General features: G+C 69.4%; 19 protein-coding genes. 8 read left to right on the top strand and 11 right to left on the bottom strand.

What is annotated here, in order from left to right; all coding sequences use genetic code 11:
• Positions 1 to 335 precede the first annotated feature (335 nt).
• Positions 336 to 1,499 (top strand): polyketide cyclase, encoded by a 1,164-nt coding sequence (locus tag MWN52_RS13375; protein ID WP_130517512.1) that lies wholly within the window; start codon positions 336 to 338, stop codon positions 1,497 to 1,499.
• Positions 1,500 to 1,614: 115 nt separating this feature from the next.
• Complete coding sequence (locus MWN52_RS13370) at positions 1,615 to 1,980, top strand: DUF423 domain-containing protein (protein WP_286574995.1); 366 nt, start codon at positions 1,615 to 1,617, stop codon at positions 1,978 to 1,980.
• Between the two features lie 24 nt (positions 1,981 to 2,004).
• Here MWN52_RS13370 and MWN52_RS13365 read toward each other — a convergent pair whose 3' ends face one another.
• From MWN52_RS13365 to MWN52_RS13340, 6 genes are all read right to left on the bottom strand, one after another.
• Positions 2,005 to 2,817 carry a M15 family metallopeptidase gene (locus tag MWN52_RS13365; protein ID WP_286574994.1) on the bottom strand — a complete coding sequence of 271 codons (813 nt, stop codon included), beginning with the start codon at positions 2,815 to 2,817 and terminating at the stop codon, positions 2,005 to 2,007.
• A gap of 10 nt (positions 2,818 to 2,827) precedes the next feature.
• Complete coding sequence (locus MWN52_RS13360; RefSeq protein WP_286574993.1) at positions 2,828 to 3,430, bottom strand: hypothetical protein; 603 nt, start codon at positions 3,428 to 3,430, stop codon at positions 2,828 to 2,830.
• On the bottom strand, positions 3,427 to 4,233 hold the full coding sequence (locus MWN52_RS13355; RefSeq protein WP_286574992.1) for a CPBP family intramembrane glutamic endopeptidase: 807 nt from the start codon (positions 4,231 to 4,233) through the stop codon (positions 3,427 to 3,429). Before MWN52_RS13355 ends, MWN52_RS13360 begins: the two co-directional genes overlap by 4 nt.
• A complete protein-coding gene (locus MWN52_RS13350; RefSeq protein ID WP_130517522.1) occupies positions 4,230 to 4,415 on the bottom strand; it encodes a DUF4177 domain-containing protein in 186 nt (61 codons plus the stop codon). Before MWN52_RS13350 ends, MWN52_RS13355 begins: the two co-directional genes overlap by 4 nt.
• A complete protein-coding gene (locus tag MWN52_RS13345) occupies positions 4,412 to 4,597 on the bottom strand; it encodes a type II toxin-antitoxin system antitoxin (RefSeq protein ID WP_130517524.1) in 186 nt (61 codons plus the stop codon). Before MWN52_RS13345 ends, MWN52_RS13350 begins: the two co-directional genes overlap by 4 nt.
• A gap of 93 nt (positions 4,598 to 4,690) precedes the next feature.
• Positions 4,691 to 5,575, bottom strand: coding sequence for an SPFH domain-containing protein (locus MWN52_RS13340; protein ID WP_286574991.1), 885 nt, complete (start codon positions 5,573 to 5,575; stop codon positions 4,691 to 4,693).
• A gap of 148 nt (positions 5,576 to 5,723) precedes the next feature.
• On the opposite strand from MWN52_RS13340, the gene purT reads away from it, so the two are divergent.
• The gene (purT, locus tag MWN52_RS13335) at positions 5,724 to 6,920 is read left to right on the top strand and encodes a formate-dependent phosphoribosylglycinamide formyltransferase (protein WP_286574990.1); all 1,197 of its coding nucleotides are present in this window, start codon (positions 5,724 to 5,726) and stop codon (positions 6,918 to 6,920) included.
• Between the two features lie 507 nt (positions 6,921 to 7,427).
• Here the strand turns inward: purT and MWN52_RS13330 are convergent.
• Entirely contained in the window at positions 7,428 to 8,603 is a 1,176-nt protein-coding gene (locus MWN52_RS13330; protein ID WP_286577744.1) for an endonuclease/exonuclease/phosphatase family protein, read from the bottom strand.
• 180 nt (positions 8,604 to 8,783) lie between these two features.
• Positions 8,784 to 9,518: an arginyltransferase gene (locus MWN52_RS13325; RefSeq protein WP_286577743.1), complete on the bottom strand. Its 735-nt coding sequence runs from the start codon at positions 9,516 to 9,518 to the stop codon at positions 8,784 to 8,786.
• 312 nt (positions 9,519 to 9,830) lie between these two features.
• Here MWN52_RS13325 and MWN52_RS13320 point away from each other — a divergent pair, with 312 nt between their 5' ends.
• On the top strand, positions 9,831 to 10,460 hold the full coding sequence (locus MWN52_RS13320; protein WP_286574989.1) for an EF-hand domain-containing protein: 630 nt from the start codon (positions 9,831 to 9,833) through the stop codon (positions 10,458 to 10,460).
• Positions 10,461 to 10,569: 109 nt separating this feature from the next.
• On the opposite strand, the gene MWN52_RS19565 is transcribed toward MWN52_RS13320, so the two are convergent.
• From MWN52_RS19565 to MWN52_RS13305, 3 genes are all read right to left on the bottom strand, one after another.
• On the bottom strand, positions 10,570 to 11,718 hold the full coding sequence (locus MWN52_RS19565) for an RNA polymerase sigma factor (protein WP_130532584.1): 1,149 nt from the start codon (positions 11,716 to 11,718) through the stop codon (positions 10,570 to 10,572).
• A 61-nt stretch (positions 11,719 to 11,779) separates the two neighbouring features.
• Positions 11,780 to 12,316, bottom strand: a complete 537-nt coding sequence (locus MWN52_RS13310; protein ID WP_286574988.1) for a hypothetical protein — start codon at positions 12,314 to 12,316, stop codon at positions 11,780 to 11,782.
• A 9-nt stretch (positions 12,317 to 12,325) separates the two neighbouring features.
• Positions 12,326 to 13,234 (bottom strand): acyl-CoA thioesterase, encoded by a 909-nt coding sequence (locus MWN52_RS13305; RefSeq protein WP_130517544.1) that lies wholly within the window; start codon positions 13,232 to 13,234, stop codon positions 12,326 to 12,328.
• A gap of 302 nt (positions 13,235 to 13,536) precedes the next feature.
• Here MWN52_RS13305 and thrS point away from each other — a divergent pair, with 302 nt between their 5' ends.
• The 4 genes from thrS to rplT all read left to right on the top strand — a co-directional run bounded on the left by thrS (position 13,537) and on the right by rplT (position 16,880).
• Positions 13,537 to 15,441 (top strand): threonine--tRNA ligase, encoded by a 1,905-nt coding sequence (gene thrS / locus MWN52_RS13300; RefSeq protein WP_286574987.1) that lies wholly within the window; start codon positions 13,537 to 13,539, stop codon positions 15,439 to 15,441.
• A 59-nt stretch (positions 15,442 to 15,500) separates the two neighbouring features.
• Positions 15,501 to 16,028, top strand: a complete 528-nt coding sequence (gene infC / locus MWN52_RS13295) for a translation initiation factor IF-3 (RefSeq protein ID WP_224096549.1) — start codon at positions 15,501 to 15,503, stop codon at positions 16,026 to 16,028.
• Positions 16,029 to 16,311: 283 nt separating this feature from the next.
• A complete protein-coding gene (gene rpmI / locus MWN52_RS13290; protein WP_014160066.1) occupies positions 16,312 to 16,509 on the top strand; it encodes a 50S ribosomal protein L35 in 198 nt (65 codons plus the stop codon).
• Between the two features lie 11 nt (positions 16,510 to 16,520).
• Entirely contained in the window at positions 16,521 to 16,880 is a 360-nt protein-coding gene (gene rplT / locus MWN52_RS13285; RefSeq protein WP_130517550.1) for a 50S ribosomal protein L20, read from the top strand.
• The last annotated feature ends 25 nt before the right edge of the window (positions 16,881 to 16,905 follow it).

The raw sequence follows: 16,905 nt of genomic DNA, 5'->3' as shown, positions 1-16,905 counted from the left end.
GAGCGGAGCTTGCTCCGCTGGGGCCGTCCCCACGAACCGAACGAAGAGCAGCGGAGCGAGCTCCGCTCTACAGGCAGGCCGCTGCGAGATTTGAGGAGACAGTTGCTCCCACAGGGCCAGTCTCCGGCCGCGCCACCACACCGCACAGGCGCCCTTCGACAGCGCTCACACTCCAGCTGGTATGCCCTTGGTCTGTTAAGACTTCGTTCTCGCGGCAGAAGGCAATGATTCCGGTGCATTTTTCGGCTGACCGTCTCGATCCAAGCCTGCTACGATTCAGGACTGACTTGTTCCTTAACCCCCCATGGCCTCTCACCGGCCCCGGAGACCGCTGAATGACCCGTTTGCTCGAGTTCTTGATCGCCCTGGCGCTGGTATTGGCGCTGTTCCTGGTCATCGGCGTGGTCCTGCCGTCCCATCGGCACCTCGAAGGAAGCGTGGAAAGCAACCGCAAGATGACCATCGTGTACGACACGGTGAACAACGTGCGGCGCCTCAAGGATTGGAGCCTGATGCTGCCGGGTGACCCGGCCCACCTGAAGTATTCCGGCGGTGCCGATGGCAACGTCGGCAAGGGCGCCAAGGTCGAGTTCACCTCGGACGTGGCCAGCGCCTGGAAGAGCGGCAGCTGGGAAATCACCGACAGCCAGGCCCCGCCCGCTGGCGGCGGCCCGGCCAAGGTGGTCTATGCGATCGTCGACCAGACCCCGGGCAGCAACAAGTCCTCGGAGATCAACCTGACCCCGACCGGCCGCAATAACCGCAACGTGCGCATCAGCCAGTCCTATGACGTGGACTACGGCTGGAACCTCTACGGCCGCTTCCTGGGCATGTACATCAAGAGCCAGATCGGCGACTCGCTCGATGCCGGCCTGGCCAAGCTCTCGTCCAACCTGGCGACCATCCCCAACTTCGACTATCGCGTTGAAGGGACCAAGCTGACCGACTTGAAGATCACCGAGGTGCCCGCCGAGAACCTGCTGGTGGTCAACGCCGGCAGCATCGAGCGCAGCAACGACGCGATCAAGAAGTCGATCCTGGCCAACCAGGAGTGGATCAAGCGCGTGATGGACGCCAACGACCTGGAGCCCGCCGGTCCGTTCCGCATCGTCACCACGGAACTGGCCACGCAGACCTACACCTTCGACGTGGTCCAGCCGGTCCGCAAGAAGGGTGGCGCGGCCAAGGCCGACGACGCCAAGACCGACGATGCCGCCGCGGCGACGCCGGCGCCGGCGGGCGATGCGGCGCAGCTGCAGGTCAAGACCGCCGGGACCCCGGTGACCTACGTGCACACCGATGCGCACCAGGCCGCCACCGCCAAGTACACCGGCTACATGTCCGAGCTGGACGCCGCCCGCAACGGCCTGCGTGCCTGGGCGCTGACCAACGGCCATGCCATGACCGACCGTCCGTACGAGACCTGGAACAGCGGCGTGGACAAGTCGTTCACCGACGAGAGCTCCACCTACGACATCTACTGGGCGATCAAGTACTGATCGCCGGCGCCTGACGGGCGCCCGCTTCGATGTCCACGCGCCGCGCCTTCGCATCCCGAAGGCGCGGCGTTTTCATTTGCGGCCGGCGTGGCCGCGCCTTGCACAGGGGTGTCGCATGATCCTGCTTCGTTCGCCCGTTCCCTCACCGCTGGCGGCCATCGGTGCGGTGCTGTGCGCGCTGTCCATCGGCCTGGCCGCCTACGCCGCCCACGGCGTGGCCGACGCCAAGGCGCAGGCCGCGCTGCAGAGCGCCTGCCTGTACGGTTTCGGCCATGGCATCGCGCTGGCAGCCCTGGCGCCGCGCGCCCGGCGCGCGCTGGGCCAGTGGGCGCTGCGCCTGCTGCTGGTCGGCACGCTGCTGTTCTCCGGCAGCATCGCCGCGCACCATCTGGCCGGGGTCAGCAGTGGGCTGGCACCGGTGGGCGGAGTGGCGATGATGCTGGCCTGGCTGCTCTGGGCGGTGGACGTGCTGCGGCGCTGAGGGCGTCGCGCCGGGTGCCGGGCCTCAGCCCTGGTGCCGCCAGTGCCAGGGCTCGTAGACGATGCCGTGCGGGTTGTCGCGCGGATAGCTCATGGCGAAGCCGAAGCGGCCGGCATGCGCGCCCAGCCAGGCGAAGGCGGGCGTGCGTTCGAAGGATTCCTCGGCCGGCGCCTCGCCGGGCGTGCCGATGTCCAGCGCGGTGCCGGCGTGGTGTTCGCTGTAGCCGGGGGCGGCGTTGACGGTGAGGATCTGCTCGACCGTCTGTCCGCGCGCGCGCTTGCGCTCGAAGATGCCCAGTTGGTAAGCGTGGCTGCGATAGCCGGAGATCGCGTCCAGCCGCACCTGGTCCTCCCATGCCGCGGCCTGCATGGCGCGCCAGGCGCGGCTGGCGGCGCGGGTCAGCCAGAGCGGACGGTCGTAGCGATCGCGCCCGGCCAGCCAGAGCGTGGCCGGTTCGGCGATCAGCGCCAGGCCGGTGCGCGCGGCATAGTCGTCGGCGTCCAGGCCCAGGCGGTCCAGGCGTCTGCGCAGGCCGGTGAGCGGCAGGTCCGCCTCGCCGGCGCCGGGCAGGGGGCGCGCGTGTTCGATAGCCTCCAGGCGGTCCAGCGCCTCGTCGATGCCCGGCGTGCGGCTCCAGCCGGGCAGCAGGCCGACCAGGCCCTCAGGTACCACGGCGGCAAGATAGCGGCCGTCGTCCTTGCGCCGCAGGACGCGCGAGGCGCGGGCCAGCACGCGCGCATCGGCGTTGGCGCGCGCGCGCAGCAGCGGCGCCGGCCATAGCTCCACCTCGGCGGTGTTGAGCAGCAGGCCGGTTTGGGGCAGGGGGTGAGCAGACATGCGCGCCACTCTAGCGTGCGTGCCCGCAGCGCTCGTGCAGCAGCGCCAGAAGCCCGTGCGGATCGCGCACGTCCAGCAGCAGCGCGTGGCCGGCCGCGGTGGGCAGCCACAGCACGTGGCGGCTGTCGGCGGTGGCGACGAAGGCCTTGCACTTGTTGCGCAGCCGGTACCAGCCGCTGCGCAGTCCGGGCAGGGAATAGCCGCGGGTCTTGAGCTGCGGGCGCAGTTCGAGGTGTTCGTCCAGGTCGATCACGCGCGCCTGCGCCAGCTGCAGCTGCGCCAGGGCCACGCGGCTGCGGAAGAAGGTGCTGCGCACGTCCAGTTCGCCGTGGTCGATGCGCAGCGCCTGCCGGCGCAGCGCCCAGTCCAGCGCGGCCCACAGCGGCACGGTCAACATCGCCACCGACGCCAGTTGGAGGGCGATGGCGCCGAGGACGCCACCGGCCGGCTGCGGGGTCGCCCGACCCGTCAGAGGCGCGATCGCCAGCGCTGCGGCGCTGAGCAGCAGCGGCAGGCCGACCACCAGCACGAACAGCCAGAGCCGCGCGCTGCCGGGCGGCGGCGTGAGGGCCGGCGCCGCGCCCGCCGCATGCGATCGTGCGTGCGATGTCATGGCCGCACCAGGCCGATGAGCGGCATGGCCACGTGCAGGACCAGGTCGGCGCAGAAGTGGCCGAGCATCGCCATCTCCAGTCCGCGCCGCCAGTACAGCCAGCCGAACACGATCCCACCCACGCCGTTGAGCAGCAGGGTGCGCGCCACCACGCCGGGCGTGAGACCCCAGACCTGGGCGGCCGTCGGCAGGTGCCCGGCGCCAAACAGCAGCGCCGCGACGAGGATCGCCGCCCAGTACACGCCGGCACCGGGCGGGTCGCGACGCAGGCGCGCCACGCCCCAGACCAGCAGGGTCATCAGGAACAGGCGCAGCTGCAGTTCCTCGGCGATTCCGCCATAGAACGACGCCAGCGCGCCGTTGATGGCCGAGGCCTGCGCGCCGACGTGCGCCGGGGGATGCGCCATCGGCGGCAGCCAGCGATCGGCCAGCGGCGAGAGCGCCACGATCGCCAGGCCCGCGCCCAGGCCCAGCAGGGCGCTGGTCGCCGGGCGCAGCCGCGTCCAGTCCAGCGGGGTGCGATCGACCAGCCAGGCGCGCAGCACCGGGCTGCCCAGGCCGACGCGGTGGCCCATGCGCAGGCCCAGCCAGGCCATCGCACCGATGAGGACCACGGTCTGCAGCGCCTGCAGCACCATGACCAGCCCCAGCGGCACCGGCAGCCTGGCGAAGCGCTCGGGCATGGTCTGCGCCAGATACGGCATCAGCGCCACCACCGCCAGCGCGGCGAGCACGCCCCAGACCGCGGCGAGCTTGAGATCGTCCACGCCGCGCGGCGCGGCCGGTGCGGGGACGGCGTTCATTGCGGACGCTTGAAGACCAGCACCACCGGCTGCGCCGGCGCCGGCACGATCAGGTTGACCAGCTCCCAGCCCTGGTTGCCCTGCCTGGTGAGTTCCTCCTGGACCAGCTCGGTCTTCAGGGCGCCCAGCAGGCTGGGTTTCACTTCCACGGTGAGATAGCTCCAGCGGCGGTCGGTGCTCATGCGTCGTCTTCCTGTGGATCGGGGATCGGGGGTCTGGGCAGGCGGCCGGCCTTGCGCAGCGCGTCGCGCAACAGGTACTCGATCTGCGCGTTGAGCGAACGCAGGTCGTCGTCGGCCCATTTCTGGGCCGCGGCGAGCACCTCGGCGCTGATCCGCAGCGGGTAGGCCTTCTTCTCTGCCATATGGGCTCAGCCGTCCGTGTTCCGGCGTCCACGCCGGACGGCGAGCACGACGAGCAGGACGGCAGCGGAGACGTGGGCAGGCACTGGCGTTGCTCAGTACAAGCTGCCGGCGTTGACGATGGGTTGGGTGGCCCGATCGCCGCACAGCACCACCAGCAGGTTGCTGACCATCGCGGCGCGACGCTCCTCGTCCAGCTGCACGGTGCCGCTCTTTTCCAACTCGGCCAGGGCCATTTCGACCATGCCCACCGCGCCGGCGACGATGCGCGTGCGCGCGGCGATGACTGCGTTGGCCTGCTGGCGCTGCAGCATGGCCTGGGCGATCTCAGGCGCGTAGGCCAGATGGCTGATGCGCGCCTCGATCACGTCCACGCCGGCCTGGGTCAGGCGCTCGTCCAGGTGGTGCTTGAGCTGCTCGCTGATCTCGGCCGGATGGCTGCGCAGGGAGACCTGGCCGTCCTCGTGCTGGTCGTAAGGATGGCTGGTGGCCATCGCGCGCAGCGCCGCCTCGGACTGGATGTGCACGAAGCTCTCGTAGTCGTCCACGTTGTAGACCGCCTCGGAGGCCACGCTGACCTGCCAGACGATGACCGCGGCGATCTCGATGGGCGAGCCGTCCAGCTCGTTGACCTTCAGCCGGCCGCTCTCGAAGTTGCGCACGCGCAGGGAGACCTTCTTCTTGGCGTAGAAGGGGTTGTTCCAGCGCAGGCCGGACTGCTTGTCGGTGCCCACGTACTTGCCGAACAGGCTGATCACCGCGGCCTGGTTGGGCTGCAGCGTGTACAGGCCGATCAGGCACAACAACAGCGCCGCGGCCAGCACGATGGCCACCACCACCCGCGCCGCCGAGGCCACGCCGGCGCCGTCCGGGTCGGGGCCCAGGCCGGTGGCGAACAGCCACACCGCGCCGGCCAGCAGCACCAGCAGCACCAGCAGGAAGGGAAGGCCGGGCAGGGAACGGACGGGTTGTTCTTTCATGGCGGTGTCCTCGGATTTGGAGATAAAGATATCAAATTGATATCTTCCTGCAAGCGCCGTCCGTCGGCGCAGGCGGGCCGGGTCGGTCCGGGGACGGAAGAGACGGGCTGGCTAGAATGGCCGCCCCTTCTGCCTGGATCCGCCGCCCATGACCACGCTCGGCACGCCGCGCTCGCCTTCCGCCACCCGCGTCCTGCTGCTCGGCTCGGGCGAACTGGGCAAGGAGGTGGCCATCGAGCTGCAGCGCTTCGGCGTGGAGGTCATCGCCGCCGACCGCTATGCCGACGCGCCGGCCATGCAGGTCGCCCACCGCAGCCATGTGCTGGACATGCTCGACCCGGCCGCGCTGCGCGCGCTGATCGCGCAGGAGCGGCCGCACCTGGTGGTACCGGAGATCGAGGCCATCCACACCCCGACCCTGGTCGAGCTGGAAGCCGATGGTCTGCACGTGATCCCGACCGCGCGCGCCGCGCGCCTGACCATGGACCGCGAAGGCATCCGCCGCCTGGCCGCCGAGACGCTGGGCCTGCCGACCTCGCCGTACCGCTTCGTCGACACGCGCGAGGACTATCTCGCCGCGGTCGCGGCCATCGGCCTGCCGTGCGTGGTCAAGCCGCTGATGTCCTCCTCGGGCAAGGGCCAGAGCACGCTGCGCAGCGAGGCCGACATCGCCCCGGCCTGGGACTACGCCCAGACCGGCGGCCGCGCCGGCGCCGGGCGCTGCATCGTCGAGGGCTTCATCGACTTCGATTACGAGATCACCCTGCTGACCGTGCGCCACGCCGGCGGCACCAGCTTCTGCGCGCCGATCGGCCACTGGCAGAAGGACGGCGACTACCGCGAGAGCTGGCAGCCGCAGCCGATGAGCGCGGCCGCGCTGGCGCGCGCCCAGCAGATCGCCCGCGCGGTGACCGACGACCTGGGCGGGCGCGGGCTGTTCGGCGTGGAGCTGTTCGTCAAGGGCGATGCGGTGTGGTTCTCCGAGGTGTCCCCGCGCCCGCACGACACCGGGCTGGTGACGCTGGTGTCGCAGGACCTGAGCGAGTTCGCCCTGCATGCGCGCGCCATCCTCGGCCTGCCGGTTGGCGCGGGCGATGGCGAGACGATCACGACCGTCGCGCCTTCGGCTTCGTGCGCGATGCTGGCTCAAGGGCATGGCGTGCCCGTGTTCGCCCACGTCGAGGCCGCCCTGGCCGCGCCCGACACCGCACTGCGCCTGTTCGGCAAGCCGCGCGTGGAAGGCCAGCGTCGCGTCGGCGTCACCCTGGCCCGCGGCGCCGATATCGATGCCGCCCGCGCCAAGGCGCGCGAGGCCGCGGCGGCGATCGAGATCACGCTGGAGTAGCTCGCGCCTCTCTGCGAACTCATGTGGGAGCCGCTTCAGCGGCGATGGGTTTTACCGGCTTCGCTGATCGCCGCGAAGCGGCTCCGACAATCTAGTTATTGAGGTCGAATTTCCGGTTCCTCAGGAGCGTGGGGGAGGTGTCGCAGTTCGTGAGATGCGGCGCAATCAGGCTGTATTACACAGCAGTTGCGCGGAACCGCCCGCCAACCTGAACGAGGATGCCACAGTGCCAAACTTTGTTCTCAACAGCAACGCCCAAGCCAACGGCGATCATGAGGTTCACAACGTCACTAACGGTTGTCTCTATATGCCGGCTGCCTCAAATCAAATCGACCTTGGATGGCATGCTGGCTGCCAGGGCGCGGTTGCGGAAGGCAAGCGCCGCTATCCATCAGACAGGATCAATGGTTGCTATTGGTGCGCCAACGCGTGTCACACCAGTTAGTCATAGGCTGGAAGGGTGACATTACCCGCTGACCTGCCAAGCGGGTCAGCGATACTTCGGGCTTACATCTGGAGATCCGCCCACACCAGATGATGGTCGCTGCCATCGGCGATGGCAGCGTGCGGATCGTCGCTGGCGGGCCAGAACACGCCGCCGCCCAGATACGAGAAGCCTACTGACGGCAGGACGTAGTCCAGCCGCATCGCGCCGGCCTTGGGGCCGAAGTCGCCGGTGACCTGGGCCGGGGCGCCGCGATGGGCGATGCCCTTGGCGGCATAGGCGCGCGCGGTCGCCTCGCCGCCGGCGCTGGTCGGCGTGGGATGGCGCAGCACGCGCGGATGTTCGAGCAGCTCGACGATGGCCTCATGGCGACCGTCGCCGTCGACCGGGTCGTTGTTGAGATCGCCGGCGATGACGAACCGCGCGCCCGCCTCCAGCCCGCCGCAGCGGCCGGCGTCGTCGCACAGCCAGGGCGCGCCAGGCGCGTTGTCCAGGTAATGGCGCCACAGCGCGATTTCCTGCGCATTGCGCGCGCCGTTACGGTCCTCCGGCCCGTCGAACACCGGCGGAGTCGGATGCGAGACCAGGAAGTGGACCACGCCGCCCGGCGTGCGCACCGGCACGTCCCAATGCGACTTGGACGACAGCCGCAGCTGCGGCCAGGCCACGGCCGAATACCAAGGCTTGCCATTGCGCGGATCGACCGGGTTGGCCGCGCCGGGCACCTGCGACCACTTCAGCAGGCGGAAGCTGCGCACCGCGTCCGCATCGATCGGATACTTGGACAGCACCAGCATCCCGTATTGCCCCGGATGCAGGCCATAGCCCCAGGCATCGTTGCCGCCCGCGCGTCCCGGTCCGCCGACCTGGCCATCGTTGTCCAGGTCCAGGCCGCTGGGCACCCCGGTGTTGACCTCGGCCAGATAGCAGTAGGGATAGCGCAGCGGCGCGCCGCCGCCGGGCTGGGCGACTTCGAGGAAACGATGCTGGAACAGATCGGCCGCGCGCTGCGCCGGGTCGTAGTCGAACTCGTTGAGCAGCACCAGATCGGGCCGCACGACCTGCAGCACCGCGGCGATCTTGCGCGCGTGTGCGCTATCGCCTTCCAGTTCGGCGATCAGCCCGCCGGCCTGGTCCGAATACAGCGAGGTGTTGTAGGTCGCCACCCGCAGCGGGGCAGAGGGGGCGGGCGGCACCGCGGCATCGTGCGCGCAGCCGGCAAGCGTGGACAGGGCCATCAGGCAGAGCAGGGAAGTCAGTCGCATCGCAGGATTCTATGCGCCGCAGATGACACCCGGCGCCTGGGCTGCCTTCAACGCCGGTCATTCCTGCGAATGCGGGATGCCGCGTCTTTCGCATGAAGCGTCAACGTCCTTGGGTTCCCGCTTTCGCGGGAACGACGATGAGTGGGTCAGCGACTAGCCCGCCACATCCTCGATGCGGTCCCAAGTGCGTCCGTCGAAGGCCTCCAGCGGCGCGAACCGGCGCTTGTAGGCCATCTTGCGATGACCATCGATCCAGTAGCCTAGGTACAGATGCGTGCGCAGGTCGCGTCGGGCCCAGTCGATCTGGCGCAGGATCGCCAGCGTGCCCAGGCTGCGTGCGGCCAGGTCCGGGTCGAAGAAGGTGTACACCGCCGACAGCGCGCCGGGCACCAGGTCGGTGACGGCCGCCGCGATCAGCCGGCCGTCCTCGCGCAGTTCCAGGAAGCGCGTCTGCGACCAGCGCCCGACCAGGAACTGTTCGAACTCGTTCGCGCCGTGATCGTCCATGCCCCCGCCGACATGGCGGCTGGTGAGGTAGCGCTGGTACAGGGCCAGATGCTCCTCGCTGCGCTGGGCGGGCACCACCCGCGCCTCCACCCCCGCATTGCGCGCCGCGCAGCGACGCTGGCTGCGGTCGGGCGTGAAATGCGCCACCGGGATGCGCACCGGCACGCATGCGCGGCAGCCATGGCAATGCGGGCGATAGACCAGATCGCCGGAGCGACGGAAGCCCCACGACAGCGCGGTCGGATAGAACATCGGCAGACGCGGATCGCGCGGGTCGAGCACCAGGTCGCGCGCCGTGCGCTCGGGCCAGTAGCCGCAGGCATGTTCGCCGGTATGGAACAGCCGCACGTCGTCGCGCGGCGGCAGGGCGCCGCTGCCCATCATGCCGCGCCTCTTTCTCCCCGCGCGCCGCACGCGCCCCGCGGCGGCGCGGCGGTGCAGAGCGGATGGGGCAGGGGCATCGGCATGGCCGCAGCATACTGTGCCCTTGCCGTCCCGCCATGTGAGATCGGGCCTGCGTCGTGGCGCGGGCAGACGACCTGCCGCCCGCCGCCGCCATCGCCGCCGATCAGCGTCTCGTCTTGACGCGGCTGTCCGCCGTCTTAATGCGCCCGTGCCTGGGGTCAACGCGGGCCGCGATGCGGCGTTCTCCTTGCCAGTGGCACGTTGCCACGACACTGGAAGGAAGCACGCATGCGCAAGACCCTGATCGCGTTTTCCATCGTCGCTGCGCTGGGCGCCGGTACGGCCTGGGCCGCTGGCCAGGACGCCGGCACACCGCCCCCGCCGCCGCCCCCGCCGCCCAAGGCCCTGGACACCAACCAGGACGGCAAGATCAGCCGTGCCGAAGCCGCCGCCAACCCCTGGCTGGCCAAGCAGTTCGACGCCCTGGACAAGAACAAGGACGGCTTCCTGAGCCGCGACGAGTTGCCGCGCCCGCCGCGCGGTGAACGCGGCCACGGCCCGGGTCCCGATGGCTGGCTGTCCAGGCTGGATACCAACCACGACGGCCGTATCAGCGCCGCCGAAGCCAAGGCCGATCCCAAGTTCGCCGCCCGCTTCGCGGAGATGGACGTCAACAAGGATGGGTTCGTCGACAAGGTCGACTTCGAACAGAAGATCAAGCAGCGTCGTGACGAATGGTTCGCCAAGGCCGACACCAACAAGGACGGCCTGTTGAGCAAGGCCGAGTTCGACGCGGCCAAGCCGGACCGCCCGATGCATGGTCCGGGCGACGAGCGCGGTCCGCGTGGGCATCGCGGTGGCCCGGACGGCATGCCGCCGCCCCCGCCGCCGCCGGCCGACGCACCGGCCAAGTCGTAACGGGTCGATTGCGGTTCAAGCAGCCCCGCGCCGATAACGGCGCGGGGTTTTGCTTTTCAGGACGACCACGCTTTGACGCATGGCGCGGTCCTTCCCCGGCGTTCCTGCCTCAGAACGGCAGGCGACCGCTGGCCATCATCCCCCAGACCAGGCCGCCGCCGCCCAGCGCCATGCCCAGCACGAAGCCGGCCCAGGCCATCCAGCGTTCGCGGCGGCGATCGCGCGCGGCCTTGACCGGATCGCGCTGCGCTTCCACCGCGTGGCGCCGCGCCTTGATGCGCGGCTCGACCACCAGCCCCAGGTAGCTGACGCCGCCGAACAGTCCCAGCGTCAGCAGCAGCGGCACCAGCCAGCCGTGGCCCCAGGACGCATAGGCGAGCATGCCCAGGACGAAGGCCAGCGAAAGCAGCGCGCTCAGCGCCGCGCTGCGCTTGAGCTGCGTGCGTTCGCGCTCATCCAGGGCGCCGCGCAGGTTGCGTTTGAGGCCCAGCCAGACGCCCAGGCCCGCGCCGGCCGCGCCGATCCCGATGCTGCCCAGGCCGCCCAGCAGCAGCTTGCCCACGGACTTGGCGCCGACCGACCCGGCCAGCCCCAGCGCGGTGGCCGCCGCGGCCGGCGGCGTGCCGACCGTCAGCGCGCTGGTCACGACCAGGGCGAAGGCCGCCGCCGGCGCCGAGCCGCGCGCGAATTCGCCGAAGCGCGCCAGCAGCTCGCTGCGCACCTGCTCGCGCGCCCGCGACAGGCGCTTGCGCACGGCCGCGTCCGACAGGCCCAGCAGCGCGGCGACCTGCTGCGAGCTCTGGCCCTCGCGGTAGTACAGCAGCAGCGTCTCGCGGCTCTCGGCGGGCAGGGCGTCGATGAGCGCCAGCGCGGCGGTCTCCTGTTCGGTGACCAGCAGCCGCTCGCCGGGTTCGGGCGCGGGGTCGGCGGCGATGGCGATGGCCAGTTCGGCGTCCTGCCCGGTCATGGCGGCGTGCTTGCGCGCCCGCAGGTGGTCGCGGGCCAGGTTGCGGGTGATCTGCCGCAGCCAGGGCAGGAAGCTGTCGTGGTTCTTCAGCCGGTCCAGCCGCTGCCAGGCGCGCAGGAAGGCCTCCTGGGCGATGTCCTCGCTGGCCGCCACATCGCGCGTGATCGACAGGGCGATGGCGGTGATCGTGTTCTGGCAGGCCGACACGATCCGGCCGTAGGCGGCCGTGTCGCCGCGCCGGGCGGCGGGCAGTTCGTGGTGCAGCGTGGCATCCAGGGTCAGGGCGTGCATGGCAAGGCTTCCGGTCGAAATCCTCGTTCCATGACGCGCCGGCCCGGCGGATGTGACCGGATCAGCGCGGCGGCGAAGCCGGCGGCAGCATCGGGATGCGCACGCGCTGCTCGTCGTCCTTCAGCCCATCGTCCTGCGGCGTGCGTGCCTGGCGGGCGGCCGCCTGCGCGGCGGCCGCCGCTTGCGCTTCTGCCTGCGCCTGCTGGCGCAGGGCGCGGTGGTGCAGGAAGGTGAAGGCCGCCGCGGCCACGATCAGCGCCAGCAGTACCAGGCGGATGCGCAGCGCCCAGCGACGCTTGTTGTGGACGTCCTGGTCCGGCTCGGCGAAGGCCAGCGGCTGCGCCACGCCGGGCCGGGTGGTCTCCAGCAGGCCCTGGGCGCGCAGCAGTTCGCGCGCGCGCAGCTGGTCGTCGGCATGGCGCACCCACACGGTGGGCTGCTTGGCCTTGGGCGTGGGGTCGGAATACTTGAACTGGCTGCCGCGCCGGCCGTGATAGGAGCGGCCGTTGCTGATGTAGGTGGCGATGCCGGCCTGCTCGAGCAGCTGGGCCACTCCCTCGACGGTTTCCACGCGCTGGCTGGTGAAGATCTGGCGCACGGGGCTGCCTTATTCCTTGGCCGGCACGTGGGCCGCATCGCCGGCGCTGGGGACCACGCGGATCAGGCCCTCCTGCGCGGTGCTGGCCACCAGCCGACCGGCGCGGTCGAAGATCAGCCCGCGCGCCATGCCGCGCGCGTTCTGCATGGTCGGGCTGTCGATGGCGTACAGCAGCCAGTCGTCGGCGCGGAACGGGCGATGGAACCAGATCGCATGGTCCAGCGAGGCCATCTGCACATTCGGCTGGTAGTAGCTGATGCCGTGCGGGAAGTTGGCCGTGCCCAGCAGCTGGTAGTCCGAGGCATAGGCCAGCAGCGTGCGGTGCAGCTCGGGCGAATCGCCGACCCGCTCGGACAGCCGGAACCAGAACTGCTGCCGCGGCGGCAGGCGCTGCGGGTCCAGCTCGTTGCGCGGCTGCACGTGGCGGAACTCGAACGGCCCCAGCCGGTTGAGCCAGCGCTGCACCTTGGGCGGCAGGGTGGCCATCACCTGCGGCGGCACCGAGGGCTGCTCGTCGATGTCCTCCGGCGCCGGCACCTGCGGCATCTCCGGCTGGTGCTCGACCCCGGGCTCGTCGCCCTGGAAGGACGCGGCGCAGAAGAAGATCACCTTGCCGTGCTGGATCGCCGTGACCCGGCGCACCGAGAAGCTGCCGCCGTCGCGGGTGCGGTCCACGTCGTAGACGATCGGCGCTTCCACGTCGCCTGCGCGCAGGAAGTAGGCGTGCAGCGAATGCGCACGGCGCTGGGCGGCCGGGTCGACCGTGGCCTGCGCCGCCGACAGGGCCTGGCCCAGCACCTGGCCGCCGAACACGTACTTGGTGCCGATGTCCCGGCTTTGGCCGCGGAAGAGATTCTCCTCCAGGCGCTCCAGGCTGAGCAGTTCGATCAGTTCGGCGACGACGGGTTCGGGGGACACGGGCGGGCGCCGGCGGGCAGGTGGGCCGGCAGTATAGCGGCGGCGTCCGCGGGCCTCGTTGCCCGTCGCGGCGGGCTTTGCGCTACCATGCAGGTCCGTTTCGACGATGAGTCAGGTGGCCCGCGCCCCGCGCCGGCCGAGCGTGCGACATGAGCACTACCACCGCCCACCGCTGATCCACGCACATGGTCACCTGCAAGGGCGCCCGTGTGGCGCCCTTTGTGTTTGCGCAGACCCGTCCCCAGATGTCCTCGCCCCCCGACGCCCGGTCGTGGGCGCGGCCCCAAGCCCCTGAAAAGCCCATGATCACGATCACGCTCCCCGATGGCAGCCGCCGTCAGTTCGATGCCCCCGTTTCCGTCATGCAGGTCGCCCAGTCGATCGGCGCGGGCCTGGCCAAGGCCACCGTCGCCGGCGCCGTGGACGGCGTGCTGGTCGATGCCAGCGACGTCATCGACCACGACGCGACCCTGCGCATCATCACGCCCAAGGACGAGGAGGGCGTGGAGATCATCCGCCACTCCGCCGCGCACCTGGTCGGGCATGCGGTCAAGCAGCTCTACCCGGACGTGAAGATGGTCATCGGCCCGGTGATCGCCGAGGGCTTCTACTACGACATCTATTCCGAGCGCCCCTTCACGCCCGAGGACATGGCCGCCATTGAGGCGCGCATGGCCGAGCTGATCGCGCAGGACTACGACGTGATCAAGCGCATGACCCCGCGCGCCGAGGTGATCGAAATCTTCAAGGCCCGCGGCGAGGACTACAAGCTGCGCCTGATCGAGGACATGCCGCAGGACATCCAGGCCATGGGCATGTACTACCACCAGGAATACGTGGACATGTGCCGCGGCCCGCACGTGCCCAACACGCGCTTCCTCAAGGCCTTCAAGCTGACCCGGATCTCCGGCGCCTACTGGCGCGGCGATGCCAAGAACGAACAGCTGCAGCGCATCTACGGCACGGCCTGGGCCGACAAGAAGCAGCTGGACGCCTACATCCAGCGCATCGAGGAAGCCGAGAAGCGCGACCACCGCCGCATCGGCAAGCAGCAGGACCTGTTCCACCTGCAGGAAGAGGGCCCGGGCCTGGTGTTCTGGCATCCCAAGGGCTGGGCCCTGTGGCAGGTGGTCGAGCAGTACATGCGCCGGGTCTACCGCGAGAGCGGCTACGGCGAGGTGCGCTGCCCGCAGATCCTGGACGTGTCGCTGTGGCAGAAGTCGGGCCACTGGGACAACTACAAGGAGAACATGTTCTTCACCGAGTCGGAGAAGCGCACCTACGCGGTCAAGCCGATGAACTGCCCGGGCCACGTCCAGGTGTTCAACCAGGGCCTGCACAGCTATCGCGACCTGCCGATCCGCTACGGCGAGTTCGGCGCCTGCCACCGCAACGAGCCCTCCGGCGCGCTGCACGGCATCCTGCGCGTGCGCGGCTTCACCCAGGACGACGGCCACATCTTCTGCACCGAGGCCCAGATCGAGGCCGAGGTCACCGCCTTCCACCAGCAGGCGCTGAAGGTGTACGCCGACTTCGGTTTCGAGGACATCCAGATCAAGATCGCCCTGCGCCCCGAATCGCGCCTGGGCGACGACGCCACCTGGGACAAGGCCGAGGACGCGCTGCGTTCGGCCCTGCGCAGCTGCGGGGTGGAATGGCAGGAGCTGCCGGGCGAGGGCGCCTTCTACGGCCCCAAGATCGAGTACCACCTGCGCGACGCCATCGGCCGCACCTGGCAGCTGGGCACGATGCAGGTCGATTTCATGATGCCCGGCCGCCTGGGCGCCGAGTACGTGGACGAAAACAGCCAGAAACGGCACCCGGTCATGCTGCACCGGGCCATCGTCGGCTCGATGGAGCGCTTCATCGGCATCCTGATCGAGCACCACGCCGGCGCTTTCCCGGCCTGGCTGGCCCCGGTCCAGGCGGTGGTCGCCAACATCACCGACGCCCAGGCGCCGTACGTCGAGCAGGTGGCGAAAACCCTTTCAAATCAAGGTTTCCGCGTGGTTTCGGATTTGCGGAACGAAAAGATCGGCTATAAGATCCGCGAACACACGCTGCAGCGGGTGCCGTATCTGCTGGTGGTCGGAGACCGCGAGAGGGACAATGGCGCCGTGGCCGTGCGCACGCGCGCAGGCGAGGATTTGGGCACAATGTCCATCCAGGCCTTCGCCGAGCGCCTTGCGGCCGAGCAAGCGACCTGATCTTTCAGGTACCGGCGCCGTCAGGGGTGCCGGCCCCATTCCATCACGGAGACTGCAACATCAGTACCCCCGATAACAAGCAAAACCGCAAGAACCAGGAGATCCGCGTCCCGCGCGTGCGCGTGATCGGCAGCGACGGCGAAATGATCGGCGTGCTCTCGCGCGACGAGGCGCTGTCCATGGCCGAGGACGAGGGTCTGGACCTGGTCGAGATCCAGCCGCAGGCCGATCCGCCGGTGTGCAAGATCATGGACTTCGGCAAGTTCAAGTTCGAAGCCCAGAAGAAGGCCAACGAGGCCAAGAAGAAGACCAAGCAGGTCGAGATCAAGGAACTCAAGTTCCGCCCCGTCACCGACGAGGGCGACTACCAGATCAAGCTGCGCAACATGCGCCGTTTCCTGGAAGAGGGCGACAAGGTCAAGGTCAACATCCGCTTCCGTGGCCGCGAAATGAGCCACCAGGAGCTAGGTCGCGAGATGGCCTCGCGCATCGAGCGCGACCTGGGCGAGGACATCATCATCGAGTCCCGTCCGCGCCTGGAAGGCCGGCAGATGGTCATGATGATCGCGCCGAAGAAGAAGCAGTAAGCCTGCCCTGGCGCCCCTTCGCGGGCGCCGTGCGGCGCAAGCCGCCTGACCGGGCCCGCGCCCGGTTCATCGTTGCCGGCCCTTTGCGAACCTGCTGATTTGCAAGGAAATCGCCGGCCATGTATGATGCGCGGCCCGGTTTATCGCCGGGCGGCCGAAAGGCCATAGGAACCTGTCGCCGATTCGTTCCGGATCAGCGACTTACCAGCCGGTTGGGGCAGGACGGAAAGCGTGGCGCAGGCCACCGCCCAGACCAGTTATCGAAACCCACAAGGATCTAGCAATGCCCAAGATCAAGACCCACCGGGCGGCGGCGAAGCGTTTCCGCAAGACCGCCTCCGGCAAGTTTAAGGCTGGCCACGCCAACCGTAGCCACATCCTCACCAAGAAGGCGACCAAGCGGAAGCGTGGTCTTCGTGCGACGAACATCATTCGCGCCGAAGATTCCGGCCGTCTGAACCGCATGCTGCCCTATCTCTGAGGAACTAGACCATGGCACGAGTCAAGCGTGGTGTGACCGCACGTCGCCGTCACAAGAAGATCATCAGCCAGGCCAAGGGCTACTACAACGCGCGCCGCAAGGTGTTCCGCGTCGCCAAGCAGGCCGTCATCAAGGCCCAGCAGTACGCCTACATCGGCCGCAAGCAGAAGAAGCGCAACTTCCGTTCGCTGTGGATCACCCGCATCAACGCGGCGGCCCGCATCAACGGTCTGAGCTACAGCCGTTTCATGAACGGCCTGCTGAAGGCTGGCATCACCCTGGACCGCAAGGTCCTGGCCGACATCGCCGTCCACGACGCCGCCGGTTTTGCGGCGCTGGCTGAAAAGGCCAAGGGCGCGCTCGCGGCATAAGTGTCGATCCATCGAAGCGCACCGC

It is taken from the genome of Pseudoxanthomonas winnipegensis (genome assembly GCF_030322905.1).
Classification (GTDB): domain Bacteria; phylum Pseudomonadota; class Gammaproteobacteria; order Xanthomonadales; family Xanthomonadaceae; genus Pseudoxanthomonas_A; species Pseudoxanthomonas_A winnipegensis.
This window is presented reverse-complemented; position numbering and strand designations above follow the sequence as displayed.

Coding starts and splice junctions, on each gene's coding strand:
- MWN52_RS13355 (WP_286574992.1), bottom strand. CDS start 4,233: ATGAACGCCGTCCCCGCACCGGCCGCGCCGCGCGGCGTGGACGATCTC.
- MWN52_RS19565 (WP_130532584.1), bottom strand. CDS start 11,718: ATGCACGCCCTGACCCTGGATGCCACGCTGCACCACGAACTGCCCGCC.
- MWN52_RS13325 (WP_286577743.1), bottom strand. CDS start 9,518: ATGGGCAGCGGCGCCCTGCCGCCGCGCGACGACGTGCGGCTGTTCCAT.
- MWN52_RS13365 (WP_286574994.1), bottom strand. CDS start 2,817: ATGTCTGCTCACCCCCTGCCCCAAACCGGCCTGCTGCTCAACACCGCC.
- thrS (WP_286574987.1), top strand. CDS start 13,537: ATGATCACGATCACGCTCCCCGATGGCAGCCGCCGTCAGTTCGATGCC.
- MWN52_RS13345 (WP_130517524.1), bottom strand. CDS start 4,597: ATGGCAGAGAAGAAGGCCTACCCGCTGCGGATCAGCGCCGAGGTGCTC.
- rplT (WP_130517550.1), top strand. CDS start 16,521: ATGGCACGAGTCAAGCGTGGTGTGACCGCACGTCGCCGTCACAAGAAG.
- MWN52_RS13320 (WP_286574989.1), top strand. CDS start 9,831: ATGCGCAAGACCCTGATCGCGTTTTCCATCGTCGCTGCGCTGGGCGCC.
- MWN52_RS13370 (WP_286574995.1), top strand. CDS start 1,615: ATGATCCTGCTTCGTTCGCCCGTTCCCTCACCGCTGGCGGCCATCGGT.
- MWN52_RS13330 (WP_286577744.1), bottom strand. CDS start 8,603: ATGGCCCTGTCCACGCTTGCCGGCTGCGCGCACGATGCCGCGGTGCCG.
- MWN52_RS13360 (WP_286574993.1), bottom strand. CDS start 3,430: ATGACATCGCACGCACGATCGCATGCGGCGGGCGCGGCGCCGGCCCTC.
- MWN52_RS13350 (WP_130517522.1), bottom strand. CDS start 4,415: ATGAGCACCGACCGCCGCTGGAGCTATCTCACCGTGGAAGTGAAACCC.
- purT (WP_286574990.1), top strand. CDS start 5,724: ATGACCACGCTCGGCACGCCGCGCTCGCCTTCCGCCACCCGCGTCCTG.
- rpmI (WP_014160066.1), top strand. CDS start 16,312: ATGCCCAAGATCAAGACCCACCGGGCGGCGGCGAAGCGTTTCCGCAAG.
- MWN52_RS13340 (WP_286574991.1), bottom strand. CDS start 5,575: ATGAAAGAACAACCCGTCCGTTCCCTGCCCGGCCTTCCCTTCCTGCTG.
- MWN52_RS13375 (WP_130517512.1), top strand. CDS start 336: ATGACCCGTTTGCTCGAGTTCTTGATCGCCCTGGCGCTGGTATTGGCG.